This is a genomic window from Sphingomonas sp. RS2018, from assembly GCF_054489605.1.
This window is the reverse complement of the sequence record NZ_JBTMWL010000002.1, coordinates 171,663-190,010: the sequence shown is the minus strand read 5'-3', so window position 1 is coordinate 190,010 and position 18,348 is coordinate 171,663. Positions and strand designations below refer to the sequence as shown.

General features: G+C 66.7%; 10 protein-coding genes. 3 read left to right on the top strand and 7 right to left on the bottom strand.

The features are described 5' to 3' along the window. Window positions 1–3 precede the first annotated feature (3 nt). The 5 genes from ACX40P_RS05950 to ACX40P_RS05930 all read right to left on the bottom strand — a co-directional run bounded on the left by ACX40P_RS05950 (window position 4) and on the right by ACX40P_RS05930 (window position 6,256). Window positions 4–1,098 (bottom strand): hypothetical protein, encoded by a 1,095-nt coding sequence (locus ACX40P_RS05950; protein ID WP_459125410.1) that lies wholly within the window; start codon window positions 1,096–1,098, stop codon window positions 4–6. Window positions 1,099–1,100: 2 nt separating this feature from the next. Further along, window positions 1,101–2,336: a threonine synthase gene (locus ACX40P_RS05945; protein ID WP_459125409.1), complete on the bottom strand. Its 1,236-nt coding sequence runs from the start codon at window positions 2,334–2,336 to the stop codon at window positions 1,101–1,103. A 48-nt stretch (window positions 2,337–2,384) separates the two neighbouring features. After that, window positions 2,385–2,909, bottom strand: a complete 525-nt coding sequence (locus ACX40P_RS05940; RefSeq protein WP_459125408.1) for a GAF domain-containing protein — start codon at window positions 2,907–2,909, stop codon at window positions 2,385–2,387. A gap of 86 nt (window positions 2,910–2,995) precedes the next feature. Next, a complete protein-coding gene (locus tag ACX40P_RS05935) occupies window positions 2,996–4,936 on the bottom strand; it encodes a CocE/NonD family hydrolase (RefSeq protein WP_459125407.1) in 1,941 nt (646 codons plus the stop codon). 117 nt (window positions 4,937–5,053) lie between these two features. Continuing rightward, window positions 5,054–6,256 carry a hypothetical protein gene (locus tag ACX40P_RS05930; protein ID WP_459125406.1) on the bottom strand — a complete coding sequence of 401 codons (1,203 nt, stop codon included), beginning with the start codon at window positions 6,254–6,256 and terminating at the stop codon, window positions 5,054–5,056. A 432-nt stretch (window positions 6,257–6,688) separates the two neighbouring features. Between ACX40P_RS05930 and rpoB the strand changes: the two genes are divergently transcribed. From rpoB to ACX40P_RS05915, 3 genes are all read left to right on the top strand, one after another. Continuing rightward, a complete protein-coding gene (gene rpoB, locus ACX40P_RS05925) occupies window positions 6,689–10,846 on the top strand; it encodes a DNA-directed RNA polymerase subunit beta (RefSeq protein ID WP_459125405.1) in 4,158 nt (1,385 codons plus the stop codon). Between the two features lie 161 nt (window positions 10,847–11,007). Then, on the top strand, window positions 11,008–15,297 hold the full coding sequence (rpoC, locus tag ACX40P_RS05920; protein ID WP_459125404.1) for a DNA-directed RNA polymerase subunit beta': 4,290 nt from the start codon (window positions 11,008–11,010) through the stop codon (window positions 15,295–15,297). A 308-nt stretch (window positions 15,298–15,605) separates the two neighbouring features. After that, a complete protein-coding gene (locus tag ACX40P_RS05915) occupies window positions 15,606–17,084 on the top strand; it encodes an alginate export family protein (RefSeq protein ID WP_459125403.1) in 1,479 nt (492 codons plus the stop codon). Here ACX40P_RS05915 and ACX40P_RS05910 read toward each other — a convergent pair. Together ACX40P_RS05910 and modB are read right to left on the bottom strand one after the other, a co-directional pair. After that, entirely contained in the window at window positions 17,081–17,686 is a 606-nt protein-coding gene (locus ACX40P_RS05910; protein WP_459125402.1) for an ATP-binding cassette domain-containing protein, read from the bottom strand. The two genes, ACX40P_RS05915 and ACX40P_RS05910, sit on opposite strands and share 4 nt — an antisense overlap. After that, complete coding sequence (gene modB / locus ACX40P_RS05905) at window positions 17,676–18,347, bottom strand: molybdate ABC transporter permease subunit (RefSeq protein WP_459126018.1); 672 nt, start codon at window positions 18,345–18,347, stop codon at window positions 17,676–17,678. Before modB ends, ACX40P_RS05910 begins: the two co-directional genes overlap by 11 nt. Window position 18,348 lies beyond the last annotated feature (1 nt).

Here is an 18,348-nt window from a genome sequence, read left to right as displayed (position 1 = left end):
GCCCTAACTGCGCGGCTGAAACCGTCGCGCGTCGAGCTTCGCGAACCGCTGCCCGGCGCGGTCGACCCAGATCGGCCCGAGCTTCGCCGCCGTGGCATCGCCGGTGCCGACAACGAAGGCGTCGCTCGCGCGGCGGATCGACAGCCCGCCCTGCCAGCGCAGCGCGACCATCGCGACCGGAACGATCATCGCGCGGTCGGCCACGTCGTTGACGTGCATTTGAGCGCCCGCCAGCTTCAGGTCGCCGCCCAGCACATAGCTTTCGCCCGGCTGCAGCGCGATCGGCGCCGCAGCGCCGCCGAAGTCCGCCCCCGCCTGCCACCCGGCGATCTCGTCGGCGACTCCGGGCCCGGCCGTGGTCAGCGCCATCGCCACGCGGATTGCGTCGGCGGTTTCGGCGCCGTCGTTGGTCACGACCAGCTCGAACTTCAGATAGGCGTCCGGCCCGTGCGTCCACATCTCCTGTGGGCGCAGCGTCGTCACGACGCCGCGGCCGGGCGGCGCTGCGACAGCTGCGGGCGTCGCAGGCCTGGCGGGCGTCGCGGGGCGCGGCTGGCGCGGTGCGGGTATCGGGTCCACCGCGCGCGCGACCGGCCGGCGGCGACGCCAAACCGTCAGCGCGATCGCTCCGGCCAGCAAGGCCAGCGCGCCGCCGATCAGCGCGAGCCACGGCGGCCCGTAGCTCGCCGGCGTGGCAACAGGCGTAGCGCTCGCACGCGGGGCAGGCGTCGGCAGGTCGGTCGGGATCGGTGTCGGGACCGCAGTCACCGGCGATACGGACGTCGCCGTCGCGAGCGGTGTGGGGGTCGCCGACGGCGTGACTGTCGGTGTCGGTGTCGGCCTTGCCGTCGGCGTCGCGCTGGCGGTCGGCGTCGGCACGGTGCGCACGACCGGCGGCGGCGCGGCTTGCGTAGGGGTCGGCGTGGGCGCAACGGTCGGGACGGGTGTCGGCGTCGGCGTCGGCGGCGGCGTCGTCTGGGGCAGCGTGAACGTTTCCAGCCGCGGCGCGGTCTGCACCGGCGGCGACTGGACGGTGTTCTGCGCGATCGCCGGCGGGGGGAGGACGATCAGCGTGGCGGCGGCAAGCGGAAGCCGCATCGTCACAGCGCGCCCAGATCGATGTCGCCGTGCCGGTCGAGCGTCCGCGACTTGTCCGGCATCGGGTATTTCAGCCCCGTCGCGCAGTTGAACAACACGCAGCGTTCGTCGCGGCCGATCATCCCCTCATCGAGCGCACGGTGCCACGCTGCCAGCGTCGCCCCGCCCTCCGGGCACAGCAGCAGTCCATCGACTGCAGCCTCGTCGACCGCCGCCAGGATCGCGGCGTCGCTCACCGCCAGCGCGGCACCGCCCGACGTGCGGACGGCGTCGAGAATCAGGAAATCGCCGACCGCCTTCGGCACGCGAATTCCTGACGCGACGGTGTGCGCATCCTCCCACCGCTCGGCGTGGATCGCGCCGGTGTCGTACGCCCGCACGATCGGCGCGCAATGTTCGGCCTGCACGGCGAACATGCGCGGTCGCCGCGAGTCGATCAGCCCGATCGCCTCCAACTCGTCGAACGCCTTCCACATCCCGATCAGCCCGGTCCCACCCCCGGTCGGATAGAAGATCACGTCGGGCAACTCCCAGCCGACCTGCTCGGCCAGCTCCAGTCCCATCGTCTTCTTGCCCTCTATTCTATAGGGCTCCTTCAGCGTCGAAAAATCGAACCATCCGTTGGCCTTGCAAGCCGCACCTACGATGGCGCCGCAATCGTCGATCAGCCCGTTGACGCGGTACACGCGCGAACCCTGCGCCGCGATCTCGCGCACGTTGATCTCAGGCGTGTCATCGGGACACAGCACCACCGTCTCGATCCCCGCACGCGTCGCATAGGCCGCCGCGGCGGCCCCTGCGTTGCCGTTGGTCGGCATCGCGATCGTCTTCACGCCCAGCGCCTTCGCCATGCTGATCGCCATCACAAGGCCGCGCGCCTTGAAGCTGCCGGTGGGCAGCCGCCCCTCATCCTTCACGATCGGCGCCGCCGCCCCGGCCCGCGCCCCCACCCGGTCGAGCGTGACGAGCGGCGTCTCCTGCTCGCCCAGGCTGACGATGTTCTCCGGCCTGCGGACCGGCAGCAGTTCGCGATATTTCCACAGGTCCGCCGGCCGCGCCGCCAGCACCTCGCGCGTCATCGCCGCTGCCACGCCGTCCAGGTCGTAGCGGACGAGCAAAGGCCGCCCGACCCGCGACAGGCCGTGTAGCGTGTCGGCGTCGTACCGCTCCCCCGTCATCGAACATTCGAGGTGGGTGACGAAGCTCGCGCGGTCGGCGGTCAGATTGGCGGATGTCATCCGCGAGCCCTTATAAGCGGCGCGCGCCGCCAACAAGGATATGCGGGATCAGACGAGTTGAACGGACAGCAGGCGGGCGTCGGCCAGGGTGCGCTGCTGTTCGAACAGGCGGACCGTCCGTGCTGCCAGCGCGACGAGGCGAGTCGCCTCGCTCGGGCGGATTTCAGGGCGCGGCCGCGCGTCGAACACGCACAGCGTGCCGATGCGGTGACCGGCCGGCGTAATCAACGGCGCGCCGGAGTAGAAGCGGACGAAGGGCGAACCGGTGACGTTGGGATTGTCGACGAATCGCGGGTCGAGCAACGTATCGGGCACGCACAGGATGTCGTCCGACTGGATCGTGTGGGTGCAGAACGAAATGGCGCGCGGCGTCTCGACGTCGGTGACGCCATAGCGTGCCTTGAACCACTGGCGATCAGCGCTGATGAGCGAGATGACCGCGAATTCGGCGCCGAAGGTGATCGCCGCCTCCCGCGTGATCGCGTCGAAACGCGGCTCGTCCGGCGTGTCGAGCAGGCGATAGCTTTCAAGCGCCGCGATCCGCGCGGTTTCACCCAGTCGATCCGTCGGCATCGTTTCCGTCCCCGTCAATTGCGGGGACGTTATCCAGCCATGCTTCCCGAAATGTTAAGGCGCCTCGAAATAGATGGATATTTCGATCATCGGCGTACCGCCACCGCGGATTGATCCACCGCCACGACCGGCAACCACACCGCACTCGCCGCGACCCCGCCACGCTGAAGCGTGATCGTCGCCGCGCGATAGTCCGTCGGCTTGGCCAGGAAGATGTTCGGGACGTAGGTCTGCGGATTACGGTCGTAGAGCGGAAACTGGCTCGACTGGACCTGCACCATGATGCGGTGGCCCGGCTGGAAGACGTGGTTCACGGTCGGTAGGCGGAAGCGGTACTTCTCGGTCTTGCCGGCCGGGATCGCGCTCGGTTTCTCGAAGCTGTCGCGGTAACGACCACGGAAGATATCCTGCGCGATGGCCAGCTGGTATCCGCCCATCTTCGCATCGGTCGCGACCTCGTCCGGATAGACGTCGATCACCTTGACGATGAAGTCGGCGTCGGTGCCGGTCGTCTTCGCGAAGATCTCCGCGAACGGCGCGCCCGACACGCGCACCGGGGCGGTCAGCACGTCGGTCTGATACGTCATCACGTCGGGCCGGCCATCGACCCCGCGCTGGTCGCTGACCAGCCAGTCGCCCCAGCGCCCGTCGCCGAAATTGACGGGGCGCGGCAGGTGCGGGACGGGCTTGGCCGGATCGGAGACGTAGCTGTCGCCCCCGGCCCCGCCCTTCTCCCAGCCCAGCTTGCCGCCCATCTGGAGATAGATGGGCTTCAGCGGCGCGGCGCAGCCGGTCTCGCAAGCGAGCGGCCACTGGCTCAGGCGATCCCATTTGTTCTCGCCGGTATTGTAGATCGCGACCTGCGGCAGGTTCGCCGCAGGGCCATCCTTCAGATACTGGTTGAACAGCGGCAGGACCATGTCTTCCCGGAACTGAGCCGCGGTGTCGCCGTCCCATTGGAACGGGCCCAGGCTGCGCCCCTCGCGGTTTATCTGGCTGTGCCGCCACGGCCCCATAACCAGGAAGTTGTTACCGATTTTGCCCTTGGCCTTCAGCGCCTCCCACGTCCGGATCGCCCCGTACATGTCCTCCTGATCCCACAGGCCCTGTTCCCACAGGGTCGGCACGTTGGAGGGATTGGCGGCGACCAGCTTGTCGAGCGCCTGACCCTGCCAGAACGCATCATAGGACGGATGCGCCTGCATCCGCTGCCAATAGGGCAGCAGGTCGTAGCCGGCCTTCTTCGCCCAGTCGCCCGCGCTGCCGGTCCGGAAATTCTCGTAATCGTCGTAGCCGCCGGTCGGCGGCGCCTTGCCCGCGCCCTTGAATCCGGTCTGCCCGCCCAGCCACGCGATGTTGGCCAGGCGGAACGCGCCATGGTGGAACCAGTCGTCGCCCATCCAGCCGTCGATCATCGGGCTTTCGGGCGCGGCGACCTTCAGCGCGGGATGCGGGTTCAGCAGCGCCATGACGACGGTGAAGCCCTCGTAGCTCGACCCGATCATGCCGACCTTGCCATTGCTCTCGGGCAGGTTCGCCTTGTTCACCAGCCAGTCGATCGTGTCGTAGGCGTCGGTGACGTGGTCCACCCCAATTTTACCGGGGGGCGTCGGATTGAGCGGGCCGATCACGGGCCGCGTCACGACATAGTCGCCCTCCGACCCGTATTTGCCGCGCACGTCCTGATAGACGCGGATATAGCCGTCCTTGACGAAGATCTCGTCGGCGAGCGGCAGCGCGCTCAGCATCTTCGGGCTGTCCATGCGGTTGGCGCGGCCGGCGGCGTTGTAGGGCGTGCGCGTCAGCACGATCGGCGCGTTCTTCGCGCCCTTCGGGACGACGATGACGGTGTAGAGCTTCGTCCCGTCGCGCATCGGGATCATCATCTCGCGCTTTTCGTAATAGTAGCCGACCTTGGGCACGCTGTACTTCGCGGGCACATCGCCGCCGGCGGGTGCGGCCTGCTGGGCGGAGAGCGGTGCCGCGACGATGCAAGCGGTGGCGGCGAGCAGGAGCGGGAGTTTCATCGGCGCGGACCTTCGTGACAAAGCTGGATTGGGAGCTATGCTACGCGCTCGTCCACCGAACGCAATGCGGCCCGCCCCTCTGCCGGAGGAACGGGCCGCGATATGCTGTGAAGCGTATCAGGCGTGCAGCGGTTCGCCGTGCAGACGCGCCTCGACATCGTCGCGCATGCCGGCATCGTCCAGCTCGATCGGGCCGATGCCGTCGCCCTGCGTCACCCCGACCATGAACGAGGCGGAGGTGCGACCCTCGGTGCCATCGGCCAGGCGATAGCGCGCGTCGGCGACGACGACCGGGCGGAAATGCGCGGTGCCGACATCGGCCTTGGGCGCGGCCAGCGTTGCGTCGATCCGGGTGCCCTCGCCAGGAGCGATCGTCACCGCATCGACTGCGGCGTCGGCGGGACGGTCGATCAGCAACGATTCCATGTCGCTGCCGCGTGCGTCCGCCAGCATGAATGTCGAGACGCGCACGTCCTGTGCAGGCATACTACCGGAATTGGCGACGGTCAGCTCGATCTCGACCACCGCCTCGTCGTCGCTGCTGCCTATGCGCACGGGACGCATCGCGAATTCGAGCCATGGGCGATCGGTGACCGGCGCATCGGCGTCGGTCAGCGCCGCGACATCGTCGGCACCGGCATCGGCGACGGTTACGTCCTCGGCATGCGCGACGGCCACATCATCGTGATGGGCAGCGGCGATGGTCGGCGCGACGAAGGCCGCGGGTACCGGAGCGGTCGTCTCTTCATAACGCTGCGACACGACGGGTTCTTCCGCGACACGCTGATCGGCATAGGCGGTTTCGTCGTAATAACGGTCGTGCTCGCGGTCTCGGCGGCGGCTCCAGACGCGGTAACCGATCGCGCCGACCAGCAGCAGCCCGGCGACCAGCAGCACCGGCCACAGCGGGAAGCCGCTCGCCGGTTCGGCCAGGTCCGGCGCGGTCGCGGTCGTCGCCTCGGCGGGCAGTGCAGCCGGGGCGGCGGCGGGTGGCGCGACCGGCTCGGGCGTCGCGACAACGGGTACGGCGGCGGGTGCAGGCGCGACGGCGACCGGTGCCGGCGTCGCGGTCCGCTCGGCAGCGGGACGCGCCGGCGCCTGACGAGGCGTCGAGCGGGGCGCGGAACGAGCCTGGGCCTCACGCTGCGCGGCGATACGCGCGTCGTCGACGACATCGAGAGCACCCGGCGCGATCGTCGTCCGCGACGCACCGGTATCGGTCGTTGCGGCCGGCGCCTGAGCCTCGGGCGCGGGCGCGGGCTCGGCCGGCACCGTGGCTGCGGGCGGCGGGGCCGTCTGGATCACGGGTGGCGGGGGCACGGATGCCTCCTGCGCATGCGCGGGGATGGACAGGAGCGCGGGGGCTGCCAATAACAGCCAGGCCGCGCGACGGGCGGGGGTTTGGTTGGCTTTCATATCGGATGAACAATGACCCGGCCGACGATTCCGGTGCCGAAACGACACCCAAACACGGCGAGGCGTGTATATTTGTCGACGAAGCGAGGTTTTGCACTTTGTTTGACAGCGCCTGCCCCGGCGCCTATATGTCATCCCCTACCACAGCTTCGGGAAATGATGCGCCGTCGCGCAGTGCATCGATCGAATGGAAGCTGGCCGGTTTCGCATATGGACGCTGATATGGCTGCATCGATCCCGCTACCGGGACGGATGTGGCCTTTTCGCGTCCATCTGCGTGCGTTTTCGACATCCGGCGGATCATCCGGATAGCTACGGCTGACGAGGCAATGACACATGGCGACTAAAGCGATCACACCGGGCAGCACCAACAAGCGCCGCATCCGCAAGGTCTTCGGCGACATCCACGAAGTGGTGCAGATGCCGAACCTGATCGAGGTCCAGCGCGAGAGCTACGAGCAGTTCCTGCGCTCCGACAAGTCGATCGGCCATGTCTCGGGTCTCGAGAAGACGCTGCGCAGCGTGTTCCCGATCCAGGATTTCGCCGGCACCGCCTATCTCGACTTCGACGATTACGTCCTCGAAAATCCGAAGTTCGACGTCGAGGAATGCCGCCAGCGCGGCATCACCTATGCAGCGCCGATGCGTGTCACGCTGCGCCTGACCGCGTTCGAGGTCGATCCGGACACCGAAGCCAAGTCGGTCATCGATATCAAGGAGCAGGACGTCTACATGGGCGACATGCCCTTGATGACGGGCAACGGCACCTTCTTCATCAACGGCACCGAGCGCGTCATCGTCAGCCAGATGCACCGGTCGCCGGGCGTGCTGTTCGACCATGACCGCGGCAAAACCCATGCCTCGGGCAAGTTCCTGTTCGCCGCGCGCGTCATCCCCTATCGCGGCTCGTGGCTCGATTTCGAGTTCGACGCGAAGGACGTCGTCAACGTCCGTATCGACCGCAAGCGCAAGCTGCCGGTCACGACGCTGCTCTATGCGCTGGGCATGACCAGCGAGGACATCCTCAACCACTTCTACAACCGCATCTCCTACGTCCGTGGTTCGGGCGGCTGGCAGATCCCGTTCGCCGCCGAGAACTGGCGCGGGCAGAAGCCGTCGTTCGACATCGTCGATGCGAAGACCGGCGAAGTCGTGTTCCCGGCCGGTCAGAAGATCAGCCCACGCGCGGCCAACAAGGCGGCGAAGGACGGCCTGACCGACCTGCTGATCCCGACCGAGGAGATCTTCGGCCGCTACAGCGCGTACGACCTCATCAACGAGAAGACCGGCGAGATCTATATCGAGGCTGGCGATGAAGTGTCGGCCGAGAACCTCGAGAAGCTGGACAAGGCCGGGATCGAGCGCGTCGAGCTGCTCGACATCGACCACATCTCGACCGGTGCGTGGATCCGCAACACGCTGAAGGTCGACAAGGCCGAGGAGCGCGAGCAGGCGCTGAGCGACATCTACCGCGTCATGCGCCCCGGCGAGCCGCCGACGCTGGAGACGGCGGAGTCGCTGTTCGCCGGCCTGTTCTTCGATCCGGAGCGCTACGACCTGTCGGCCGTGGGCCGCGTGAAGCTGAACATGCGTCTGGAGCTGGACGCGCCGGACACGCACACCACGCTGCGCACCGAGGATATCCTGGCCGTCGTCAAGACGCTGGTCGACCTGAAGGACGGCAAGGGCGAAGTCGACGACATCGACAACCTTGGCAACCGTCGCGTGCGTTCGGTCGGCGAGCTGCTGGAGAACCAGTATCGCGTCGGACTTCTCCGCATGGAGCGTGCGGTCAAGGAGCGCATGTCGTCGGTCGACGTCTCGACCGTCATGCCGAACGACCTCATCAACGCGAAGCCCGCGGTCGCCGCGGTGCGCGAGTTCTTCGGTTCGTCGCAGCTGTCGCAGTTCATGGACCAGACGAACCCGCTGTCCGAAGTGACGCACAAGCGTCGCGTCTCGGCGCTCGGGCCGGGCGGTCTGACGCGTGAGCGCGCCGGCTTCGAAGTCCGCGACGTTCATCCGACCCACTATGGCCGCATCTGCCCGATCGAGACGCCGGAAGGCCCGAACATCGGCCTCATCAACTCGCTCGCCAGCTTCAGCCGCGTGAACAAGTACGGCTTCATCGAGACGCCGTACCGTAAGGTCATCGACCAGAAGGTCACCGACGACGTCGTCTATCTGTCGGCGATGGAAGAAGCCAAGCACACGATCGCGCAGGCCAACGCCGAAGTCGACGGCGACAGCCGCCTGACCGAGGAACTGGTGTCGGCCCGTCAGGCCGGCGAATTCCTGATGGCGCTGCCCGAGACGATCACGCTGATGGACGTCAGCCCGAAGCAGCTCGTCTCCGTCGCCGCATCGCTGATCCCGTTCTTGGAGAACGATGACGCGAACCGCGCGCTGATGGGATCGAACATGCAGCGTCAGGCCGTGCCGCTGGTGAAGGCGGAAGCGCCCTTCGTCGGCACCGGCATGGAAGAGACGGTCGCGCGTGATTCCGGCGCCGCCATCGGCGCACGCCGCGCCGGTATCGTCGATCAGGTCGATGCCGCACGCATCGTCATCCGCGCGACCGGCGATATCGATCCGGGTCAGAGCGGCGTCGACATCTACACGCTGATGAAGTTCCAGCGGTCGAACCAGTCGACCTGCATCAACCAGCGTCCGCTGGTGAAGGTGGGCGACGTGGTCGAGGCCGGCGACGTGCTGGCCGACGGTCCGTCGACCGAGTTCGGCGAGTTGGCGCTGGGTCGCAACGCGCTCGTCGCGTTCATGCCGTGGAACGGCTACAACTATGAGGATTCGATTCTTATCAGCGAGCGGATCGTGAAGGACGACGTGTTCACGTCGATCCACATCGACGAGTTCGAGGTGATGGCCCGCGACACTAAGCTCGGGCCGGAGGACATCACCCGCGACATCCCGAACGTCGGCGAGGAAGCGCTGCGCAACCTCGACGAGGCGGGCATCGTCTACATCGGCGCCGAAGTGGAGCCGGGCGACATCCTGGTCGGCAAGATCACGCCGAAGGGCGAAAGCCCGATGACGCCGGAGGAGAAGCTGCTCCGCGCCATCTTCGGTGAAAAGGCGTCGGATGTTCGCGACACGTCGCTGCGCCTGCCGCCGGGCGTGTCGGGGACGATCGTCGACGTACGCGTCTTCAATCGCCACGGCATCGACAAGGACGAGCGCGCGATGGCGATCGAGCGCGAGGAGATCGAGCGCCTGAAGAAGGACTCGGACGACGAGCGCACGATCCTCAACCGTGCGACATGGTCGCGCCTGAAGGATATGCTGATCGGCCAGACCGCGACGGCGGTGCCGAAGGGCCTGAAGAAGGGCGCCGCGATCGATCAGGACCTGCTTGACAGCGTTGATCGTCACGAGTGGTGGAAGTTTTCGGTCGCCGATGACGGCGTGCAAGCGAACCTGGAGGCCGTGAAGGTCCAGTACGACGAGGCCGCCAAGCGCATCACCGACAAGTTCCACGATCGTCGTGAGAAGCTGGAGCGTGGTGACGAGCTGCCGCCGGGCGTGCTGAAGATGGTCAAGGTGTTCGTCGCGGTGAAGCGCAAGCTGCAGCCGGGGGACAAGATGGCCGGCCGTCACGGCAACAAGGGCGTCATTTCGCGCATCCTGCCGCAGGAGGACATGCCGTTCCTAGAGGACGGCACGCCGGTCGATCTGGTGCTCAACCCGCTGGGCGTGCCGTCGCGCATGAACGTCGGTCAGATCTTCGAGACGCATCTGGGCTGGGCCGCGCGCGGGCTGGGCCAGCAGATCACCCATGCGCTGGAAGAATGGCGTGAGGCGAACCCCGAGCCCAAGGCCGGCGCGATGCCGGAAGCGGTCAAGGATCGTCTGAAGACGGTGTACGGCGAGCAATACCATGCCGAGATCGATGCCCGCTCCGGCGAGCAGATCGTCGAGCTGGCTCAGAACCTGAAGAACGGCGTGCCGATGGCGACGCCGGTGTTCGACGGCGCGCGCGAGGCCGATGTTTCGGCGATGCTGGAGCTGGCCGGGCTCGACACCTCGGGTCAGGTCGATCTGTTCGACGGGCGCACCGGCGACACGTTCGACCGCAAGGTGACCGTGGGCTACATCTACATGCTGAAGCTCCACCATCTCGTCGACGACAAGATCCACGCGCGTTCGATCGGGCCGTACAGCCTGGTCACCCAGCAGCCGCTGGGCGGCAAGGCGCAGTTCGGCGGACAGCGCTTCGGCGAAATGGAGGTCTGGGCGCTCCAGGCCTACGGCGCGGCCTATACCCTGCAGGAAATGCTGACGGTGAAGTCGGACGACGTCGTCGGGCGCACCAAGGTCTACGAAGCGATCGTCAAGGGCGACGATACGTTTGAAGCGGGCATTCCGGAGAGCTTCAACGTGCTCGTCAAGGAAATGCGCTCGCTGGGCCTGAACGTCGAGCTCAAGAACAACGAGCTGGACGCCGACGGCGAGCCGATCGCGCAGGCGGCCGAGTGATCTGACAGAATACCGTTCGTCCTGAGTAGCCGCTGAGCGAAGTCGAAGCGGCGTATCGAAGGACAGAGTGCCGCGAAGATCCTTCGATACGGGCCTTCGACACGCTCAGTCCCTACTCAGGACGAACGGATTTGATTTTGACCCTCCACGGGGACTGAAAAATGAACGAACTGACCAACTTCGCCAATCCGCTCGTCAAGCCGGAGACCTTCGACCAGATCCAGATCGGGATCGCGTCGCCGGATCGCATCCGCTCGTGGTCGTTCGGCGAGATCAAGAAGCCCGAGACCATCAACTATCGCACGTTCAAGCCCGAGCGTGACGGCCTGTTCTGTGCGCGCATCTTCGGTCCGATCAAGGATTACGAGTGCCTGTGCGGCAAGTACAAGCGCATGAAGTACAAGGGCATTGTCTGCGAAAAGTGCGGCGTCGAAGTCACCGTCTCGAAGGTCCGCCGCGAGCGCATGGGCCATATCGAGCTCGCCGCGCCGGTCGCGCACATCTGGTTCCTGAAGTCCCTCCCCTCGCGCATCGGTCTGCTGCTCGACATGCAGCTCAAGCAGCTCGAGCGCGTGCTGTATTTCGAGAGCTACATCGTCATCGAGCCGGGCCTGACGCCGCTGGAGAAGTACCAGCTGCTGACCGAGGACGAGCTGCTCGACGCGCAGGACGAATATGGCGAGGACGCCTTCTCGGCCGGCATCGGCGCGGAAGCGGTCAAGCAGATGCTGATCGACCTCGACCTCGAGGGCGAGCGCAAGGAGCTGCTCGAGGAGCTGGCGACGACCAAGTCGGAGCTGAAGCCCAAGAAGATCATCAAGCGGCTGAAGGTTGTCGAGAGCTTCATCGATTCGGGCAACCGCCCCGAATGGATGATCCTCGACGTCGTGCCGGTCATCCCGCCCGAGCTGCGCCCGCTGGTGCCGCTGGACGGTGGCCGCTTCGCGACGTCGGACCTGAACGACCTGTATCGCCGCGTCATCAACCGCAACAACCGCCTGAAGCGGCTGATGGAACTGCGCGCGCCGGACATCATCGTCCGCAACGAAAAGCGCATGTTGCAGGAGGCGGTCGACGCCCTCTTCGACAACGGCCGTCGCGGCCGCACGATCACGGGCGCCAACAAGCGTCCGCTGAAGTCGCTCAGCGACATGCTGAAGGGCAAGCAGGGCCGCTTCCGCCAGAACCTTCTGGGCAAGCGCGTCGACTATTCGGGCCGTTCGGTCATTGTCACCGGTCCGGAGCTGAAGCTGCACCAGTGCGGCCTGCCGAAGAAGATGGCGCTCGAGCTGTTCAAGCCGTTCATCTACGCGCGCCTAGACGCCAAGGGTCTGTCGATGACCCTGAAGCAGGCGAAGAAGTGGGTCGAGAAGGAGCGCAAGGAAGTCTGGGACATCCTGGACGAGGTGATCCGCGAGCATCCCGTGATGCTGAACCGCGCACCGACGCTCCATCGTCTCGGCATCCAGGCGTTCGAGCCCGTGCTGATCGAGGGCAAGGCGATCCAGCTGCACCCGCTGGTCTGCTCGGCGTTCAACGCCGACTTCGACGGCGACCAGATGGCCGTCCACGTCCCGCTGTCGCTCGAAGCGCAGCTGGAAGCACGCGTCCTGATGATGTCGACCAACAACATCCTGTCGCCCGCGAACGGCAAGCCGATCATCGTGCCGTCGCAGGACATGGTGCTGGGTCTCTACTATCTGTCGATGGAGAAGACCGGCGAGCCGGGCGAAGGCATGCTGATCTCCGACATGTCGGAGGTGCATCAGGCGCTGAACGCGGGTGCGGTGACGCTGCACACGAAGATCGTCAGCCGCGTACCGCAGACCGACGAGAAGGGCGTTTCGAGCATGAAGCGCTACGAGACGACGCCCGGCCGCATGCTGCTGGGCGAGACCCTGCCGCAGTCGCACAAGGTGCCGTTCGAGACGGTCAACCGCCTGCTCACGAAGAAGGACGTCACCGACGTCATCGACGAGGTCTATCGCCACACCGGCCAGAAGGAGACGGTGCTGTTCGCCGACGCCATCATGGCGCTGGGCTTCCGCCACGCGTTCAAGGCCGGCATCTCCTTCGGCAAGGATGACATGATCATCCCCGCCGAGAAGGAGAAGATGGTCGACGACACGCGCGACCAGGTGAAGGATTACGAGCAGCAGTATCAGGACGGCCTGATCACGCAGCAGGAGAAGTACAACAAGGTGATCGACGCCTGGAGCCGTTGCGGCGACCAGGTGGCCGGCGCGATGATGGACGAGATCAAGGCGGTGAAGCGCCTGGACAACGGCCGCGAAGCACCGATCAACTCGATCTACATGATGGCCCACTCCGGTGCCCGCGGTTCGCAGGCGCAGATCAAGCAGCTGGCCGGCATGCGCGGCCTGATGGCCAAGCCGTCGGGCGAGATCATCGAGACGCCGATCATCTCGAACTTCAAGGAAGGCCTGACCGTCCTCGAATACTTCAACTCCACCCACGGCGCCCGCAAGGGTCTCGCGGACACGGCATTGAAGACCGCCAACTCCGGCTACCTCACCCGCCGCCTCGTCGACGTGTCGCAGGATTGCGTCATCATGGAGGAGGATTGCGGCACCGAGCGCGCGCTGGAGATGAAGGCGATCGTTCAGGGCGGCAGCACCATCGCGTCGCTGGGCGAGCGCATCCTGGGCCGTACGACGGCGCAGGACGTGGTCGACAAGGACGGCAAGGTCGTCATCCCGTCGGGCACGCTGCTCGACGAGCCGATGATCACGCAGATCGAGGCGCTGAACGTACCGGGCATGAAGATCCGCTCGCCGCTGGTCTGCGAAGCCAAGATCGGCGTGTGCGGCAAGTGCTACGGGCGCGACCTCGCTCGCGGTACGCCGGTCAACATCGGCGAGGCGGTCGGCGTGATCGCGGCGCAGTCGATCGGCGAGCCGGGTACGCAGCTGACGATGCGCACCTTCCACATCGGCGGTGCGGCGCAGCTGAACGAGACCAGCAACCTGGAGGCGCATGCCGACGGTACGGTCGAGTTCCGCGACCTGCGTGTCATCATGGACCAGCGTGGCCGTCGCGTCGTGCTGAGCCGGTCGGGCGAAGTCGCGATCGTCGACATGGACGGCCGCGAGCTGTCGTTGGATCGTATCCCCTACGGTGCGTACATGCTGTTCGACGACGGGCACATCGTGTCGAAGGGCGACCGGATGGCGGAGTGGGATCCGTTCACCATGCCCGTCATCACCGAGACGGCCGGTACGGTGAAGTATCAGGACCTGATCGACAACAAGACGATGACGGAACAGGCCGACGAGGCGACGGGCATCACTCAGCGCGTCGTCACCGAGAACCGCGGCATCGGTGCCAAGGCGAAGGAGGACCTGCGTCCGCGCCTGACCCTGACGGGTGCCGGTGGCGAGGCGGATGCCGCGCGCTACATGCTGGCACCGGGTGCGGTGCTGTCGGTCGAGGACAATGCGACGGTGCAGGCGGGCGACGTGCTCGCCCGTGTCGCCCGCGAGTCCGCCAAGACCCGCGACATCACCGGCGGTCTGCCGCGCGTCGCCGAGCTGTTCGAGGCGCGCAAGCCTAAGGAGAACGCGATCATCGCGAAGGTCTCGGGCCGTGTCGTGTTCGGCAAGGACTATAAGGCGAAGCGCAAGATCGGCATCATGCCCGAGGATGGCAGCGACATCGTCGAGTATCTGGTGCCGAAGTCGAAGGTGATCGACGTTCAGGAAGGCGATTACGTCAAGCGTGGCGACAACCTGATCGGCGGCAGCCCCGATCCGCACGACATCCTGGAAGTGCTCGGCATCGAGCCGCTGGCCGAATATCTGGTCAGCGAAATCCAGGAAGTCTATCGACTGCAGGGCGTGAAGATCAACGACAAGCACATCGAGGTGATCGTTCGCCAGATGCTGCAGAAGGTCGAGATCACCGACGGCGGCGACACCACGCTGCTGGCCGGCGAGCAGGTCGATCGTGACGAGATGGACGAGCACAACGCCAAGCTCGACAAGAAGCAGGCGCGTGCGCAGGGCAAGCCGGTGCTGCTCGGCATCACCAAGGCGTCGCTGCAGACCCGCAGCTTCATCTCGGCGGCTTCGTTCCAGGAGACGACGCGCGTTCTCACCGAGGCTTCGGTGCAGGGCAAGATCGACAACCTGAACGGCCTGAAAGAAAACGTGATCGTCGGCCGCCTGATCCCGGCGGGTACGGGTGCGGGCATGAACCGCCTGCGCGTGGCGGCCACGTCGCGCGACGCGGCCCTGCGCGCGCAGCACCGGGCACTGGCCGCGGCGACGATGGTCGTCGCACCGGACTCGGCGGCGCAGGAGCATGAGGCGGAACTGGCACGCAATGCCCGTGACGCCGGCGGCACCGGCGACGACGCGCTGGCCGAGGTCGTGACGAGCGGCACCGGCACGGACGCCGATGCCGGCGAGTATCTGAACACCGGGGAGTAATCGCCCCCGGCAACGGATATCGACAGACTGCGAAAGCGCCGTCCGGGCAACCGGGCGGCGTTTTTCGTTATCGGTGCGACTGCGACGATACCGACAGCGATCTGGGCGGATTTCCACACGGGGCCGCGGATTGAACGCTATGGCTTCAGGTCGTCCGTTGACGTGGCCGCATGGCGCGATGTCCGGCCACGCCTCGTCATCTTGTTGATATACCGTGCTATTTCGATCATAGCCATTGACGCTACGACGGCTGCGCTGCAACCCAGGCGGGATGATGCCCTCGCCTGCCGCATCCGTTACGATGGTGCATGCCTCGCATCATCGCCCCGCTCGTCCTGATGCTCGTCCCGTCGGCAGCCGTGGCACAGACCGCGACACCCACCGAGCAGAAGGAAGCCAAGGCGCCCGCGACGCCGTCGGTCAGCGGCTATCCCGCCGCCGCAAACGGCGACGGTGCCTCGCCCGGCGGGTACAACCAGTCACGCTGGGCCGAGGACTGGCGCAAGATGCGGCTGCCGGCGAATCGCGACGATCTTCTCGATCGGCTGAAGTTCCTGCCGCTCGATGGCGACGGCGACGTGTATCTGACGCTGTCGGGCGAGGCGCGGTTGCGGGTCAATCACACCACCAATCCGGGTCTGCGCGACGTGCGGGCGCAGCGGCAGGACATCAACCGGCTCGTCGCGGGTGCAGACTTGCATCTCGGCCCACACTTGCGCGTCTATGGCGAGATCGCGCATGGCGGCATCTCGGGCGTCGAGCTGGGCGTGCCGGCCGCGTCCCTGCGCAACGATGTCGTCGCGCAGCAATATTTCGTCGAGGCGACGGGCGATGTCGGCGGCGTCGCGATCGGCTTACGCTATGGGCGGCAGGAGTTCGCCGACGGTCCCAATCTGCTGGTGTCGCAACGCGACAACAACACGGTCCGCTACACGCTGAACGGCTGGCGCGGCTGGGCGCGGGGGCGCACCCTGCGCATCGACGCGTTCGACCTGAAGCCGACGCAATATGGCGATCTGGGTGCCGACGACGATATCATCGATCCGGCACGGCGCTTCTCGGGCGTGACGCTGGGTATTACCGTGCCGACAACGTGGCTGGGCGGATCGAAGCTGTATTTCGATCCGTTCTTCTGGCGGCGGCGCAACGATGTCGGGGCGTGGGGCGGCCGGATCGGCCCGGCGGAGCGCTTTTACCTCGGCGCTCGGCTGTGGGGCGATGCCGGGCGCTACACCATTGACTGGTCGGTGAACCGGCAATGGGGCAGCTACATCAACCAGGATATCGATGCCTGGCAGGTGTTTGTGGCGCAGACGTACCGGCTGGGCCAAAAACCATCGAGCCCGCGCGTGGGCGTCCATTTCGACTATGCCAGCGGCGGCGGTGGCTATGGCGACGGACGCCTGCGCAACGCCTATGCCCCGTTCGGCAACAACATCTACTACAGCTATCAGCTGTTCCTGACCCCGTCGAACCTGATCGCGGTCGCGCCGAATGTAACCTTCTCGCCGGTCGCGCCCGTGCGGGTGACGGCGGAATATATGCTGACGTGGCGCGATTCGACGAATGACGCAGTCTATCGCGCGAACGGCCAGCCCTTCGCGGGCACGCAGCGGGTGAGCGATGCCAAGATCGCCGACGTCACGCGGTTGCAGGCGGTGTGGACGATCACCCCGCGCCTGTCGCTCACCGGCCGCTACGAACATCTGGCAGCCGGCCCGTCGCTGACGAAGGCGGGCTATCGCAGTTCGGACTTCCTCACCGGGTGGCTCAGTTTCCGGTTCTAGCCGATCTCGACGATCCGCGTGCCGAGGCGTTCCGCCTCGCGCATGTCGTGCGTGACGAGGACGATCGGCAACCGCGTTTCCGCCTGCAGCGTGACGATCGCCTTCTCGATCTCGGCGCGGCGCGCGGCGTCTAGCGAGGAGAGCGGCTCGTCGAGCAACAGCACCTCCGGGTCCGACAGCAGCGCCCGGCCGATCGCGACGCGGCGAGCCTCGCCACCCGACAGCGTGCGCGGCCAGCGATCGAGCAGGTGGCCGATGCCGAGCATCGCGACGGTGGCGGCCAGCGCCCCCTCGCCCGCCGCACCGTAAAGCAGATTCGCGCGGACGCGACGGTGCGGGAACAGGCGTGAGTCCTGAAACACATAGCCGATGCGGCGGCGGTGCGGCGGCACGTCGATTGCCCCCTCCGTATCCAGCAGCGTCCGCTCGCCGATGCGGACATGACCGCGGGCGGGACGGATGAGGCCGGCGATCATGTTGAGGATGCTGGTCTTGCCCGCACCCGATGGCCCGAAGAGCACGGTGACCCCGCCGTCGGCGACGAAGCGGCAGGCGATCGGGCGCTCGCCGATCTGCCCGGCAACATCGACGTCAAAGCGCATGATGCCCCCGCCCGGCCCGCCGCGCGAGCAGTTCCGACACGATCAGAGCGGCGAGCGAAAGCGCGACCGATACCGCCGCCAGCTTCCACACCGTCGCCTCCGCGCCCGGCACCTGCAAGGCGGCGTAGATAGCGAGCGGCAGCGTTTCGGTTTCGCCCGGCACGTTGCTGACGAAGGTGATCGTCGCACCGAATTCGCCGAGCGCACGGGCGAAGCCGAGCACGACGGCGGCGAGGATGCCGGGCACGCTGAGCGGCAGCGTGATCGTCGCGAACACGCGCCACCGCCCTGCCCCCAGCGTCCGCGCGGCGCTTTCCAGCCGACGGTCGACGCCCTCGATCGACAGCCGGATCGCGCGCACCATCAGCGGCAGCGCCATGACCGCGCTGGCGATCGCCGCCCCGGTCCAGCGGAACAGCACGCCGCCGCTCATACTGCTGAGCGGGCCGCCGGGCGCGAAGGCGAGCAATAGCAACCAGCCGGTCACCACCGGCGGCACCACCAGCGGCAGATGGACGATCGCGTCGAGCAGGATGCGCCCCGGAAACCGCACCCGCGCCAGCACCCAGGCGAGCGCGAAGGCGATCGGCAGGACGGCGGCGATCGCGACCCCGCCGACCTTCAGCGACAGCCAGACCACGCCCCACTGTTCGGGCGTCAGC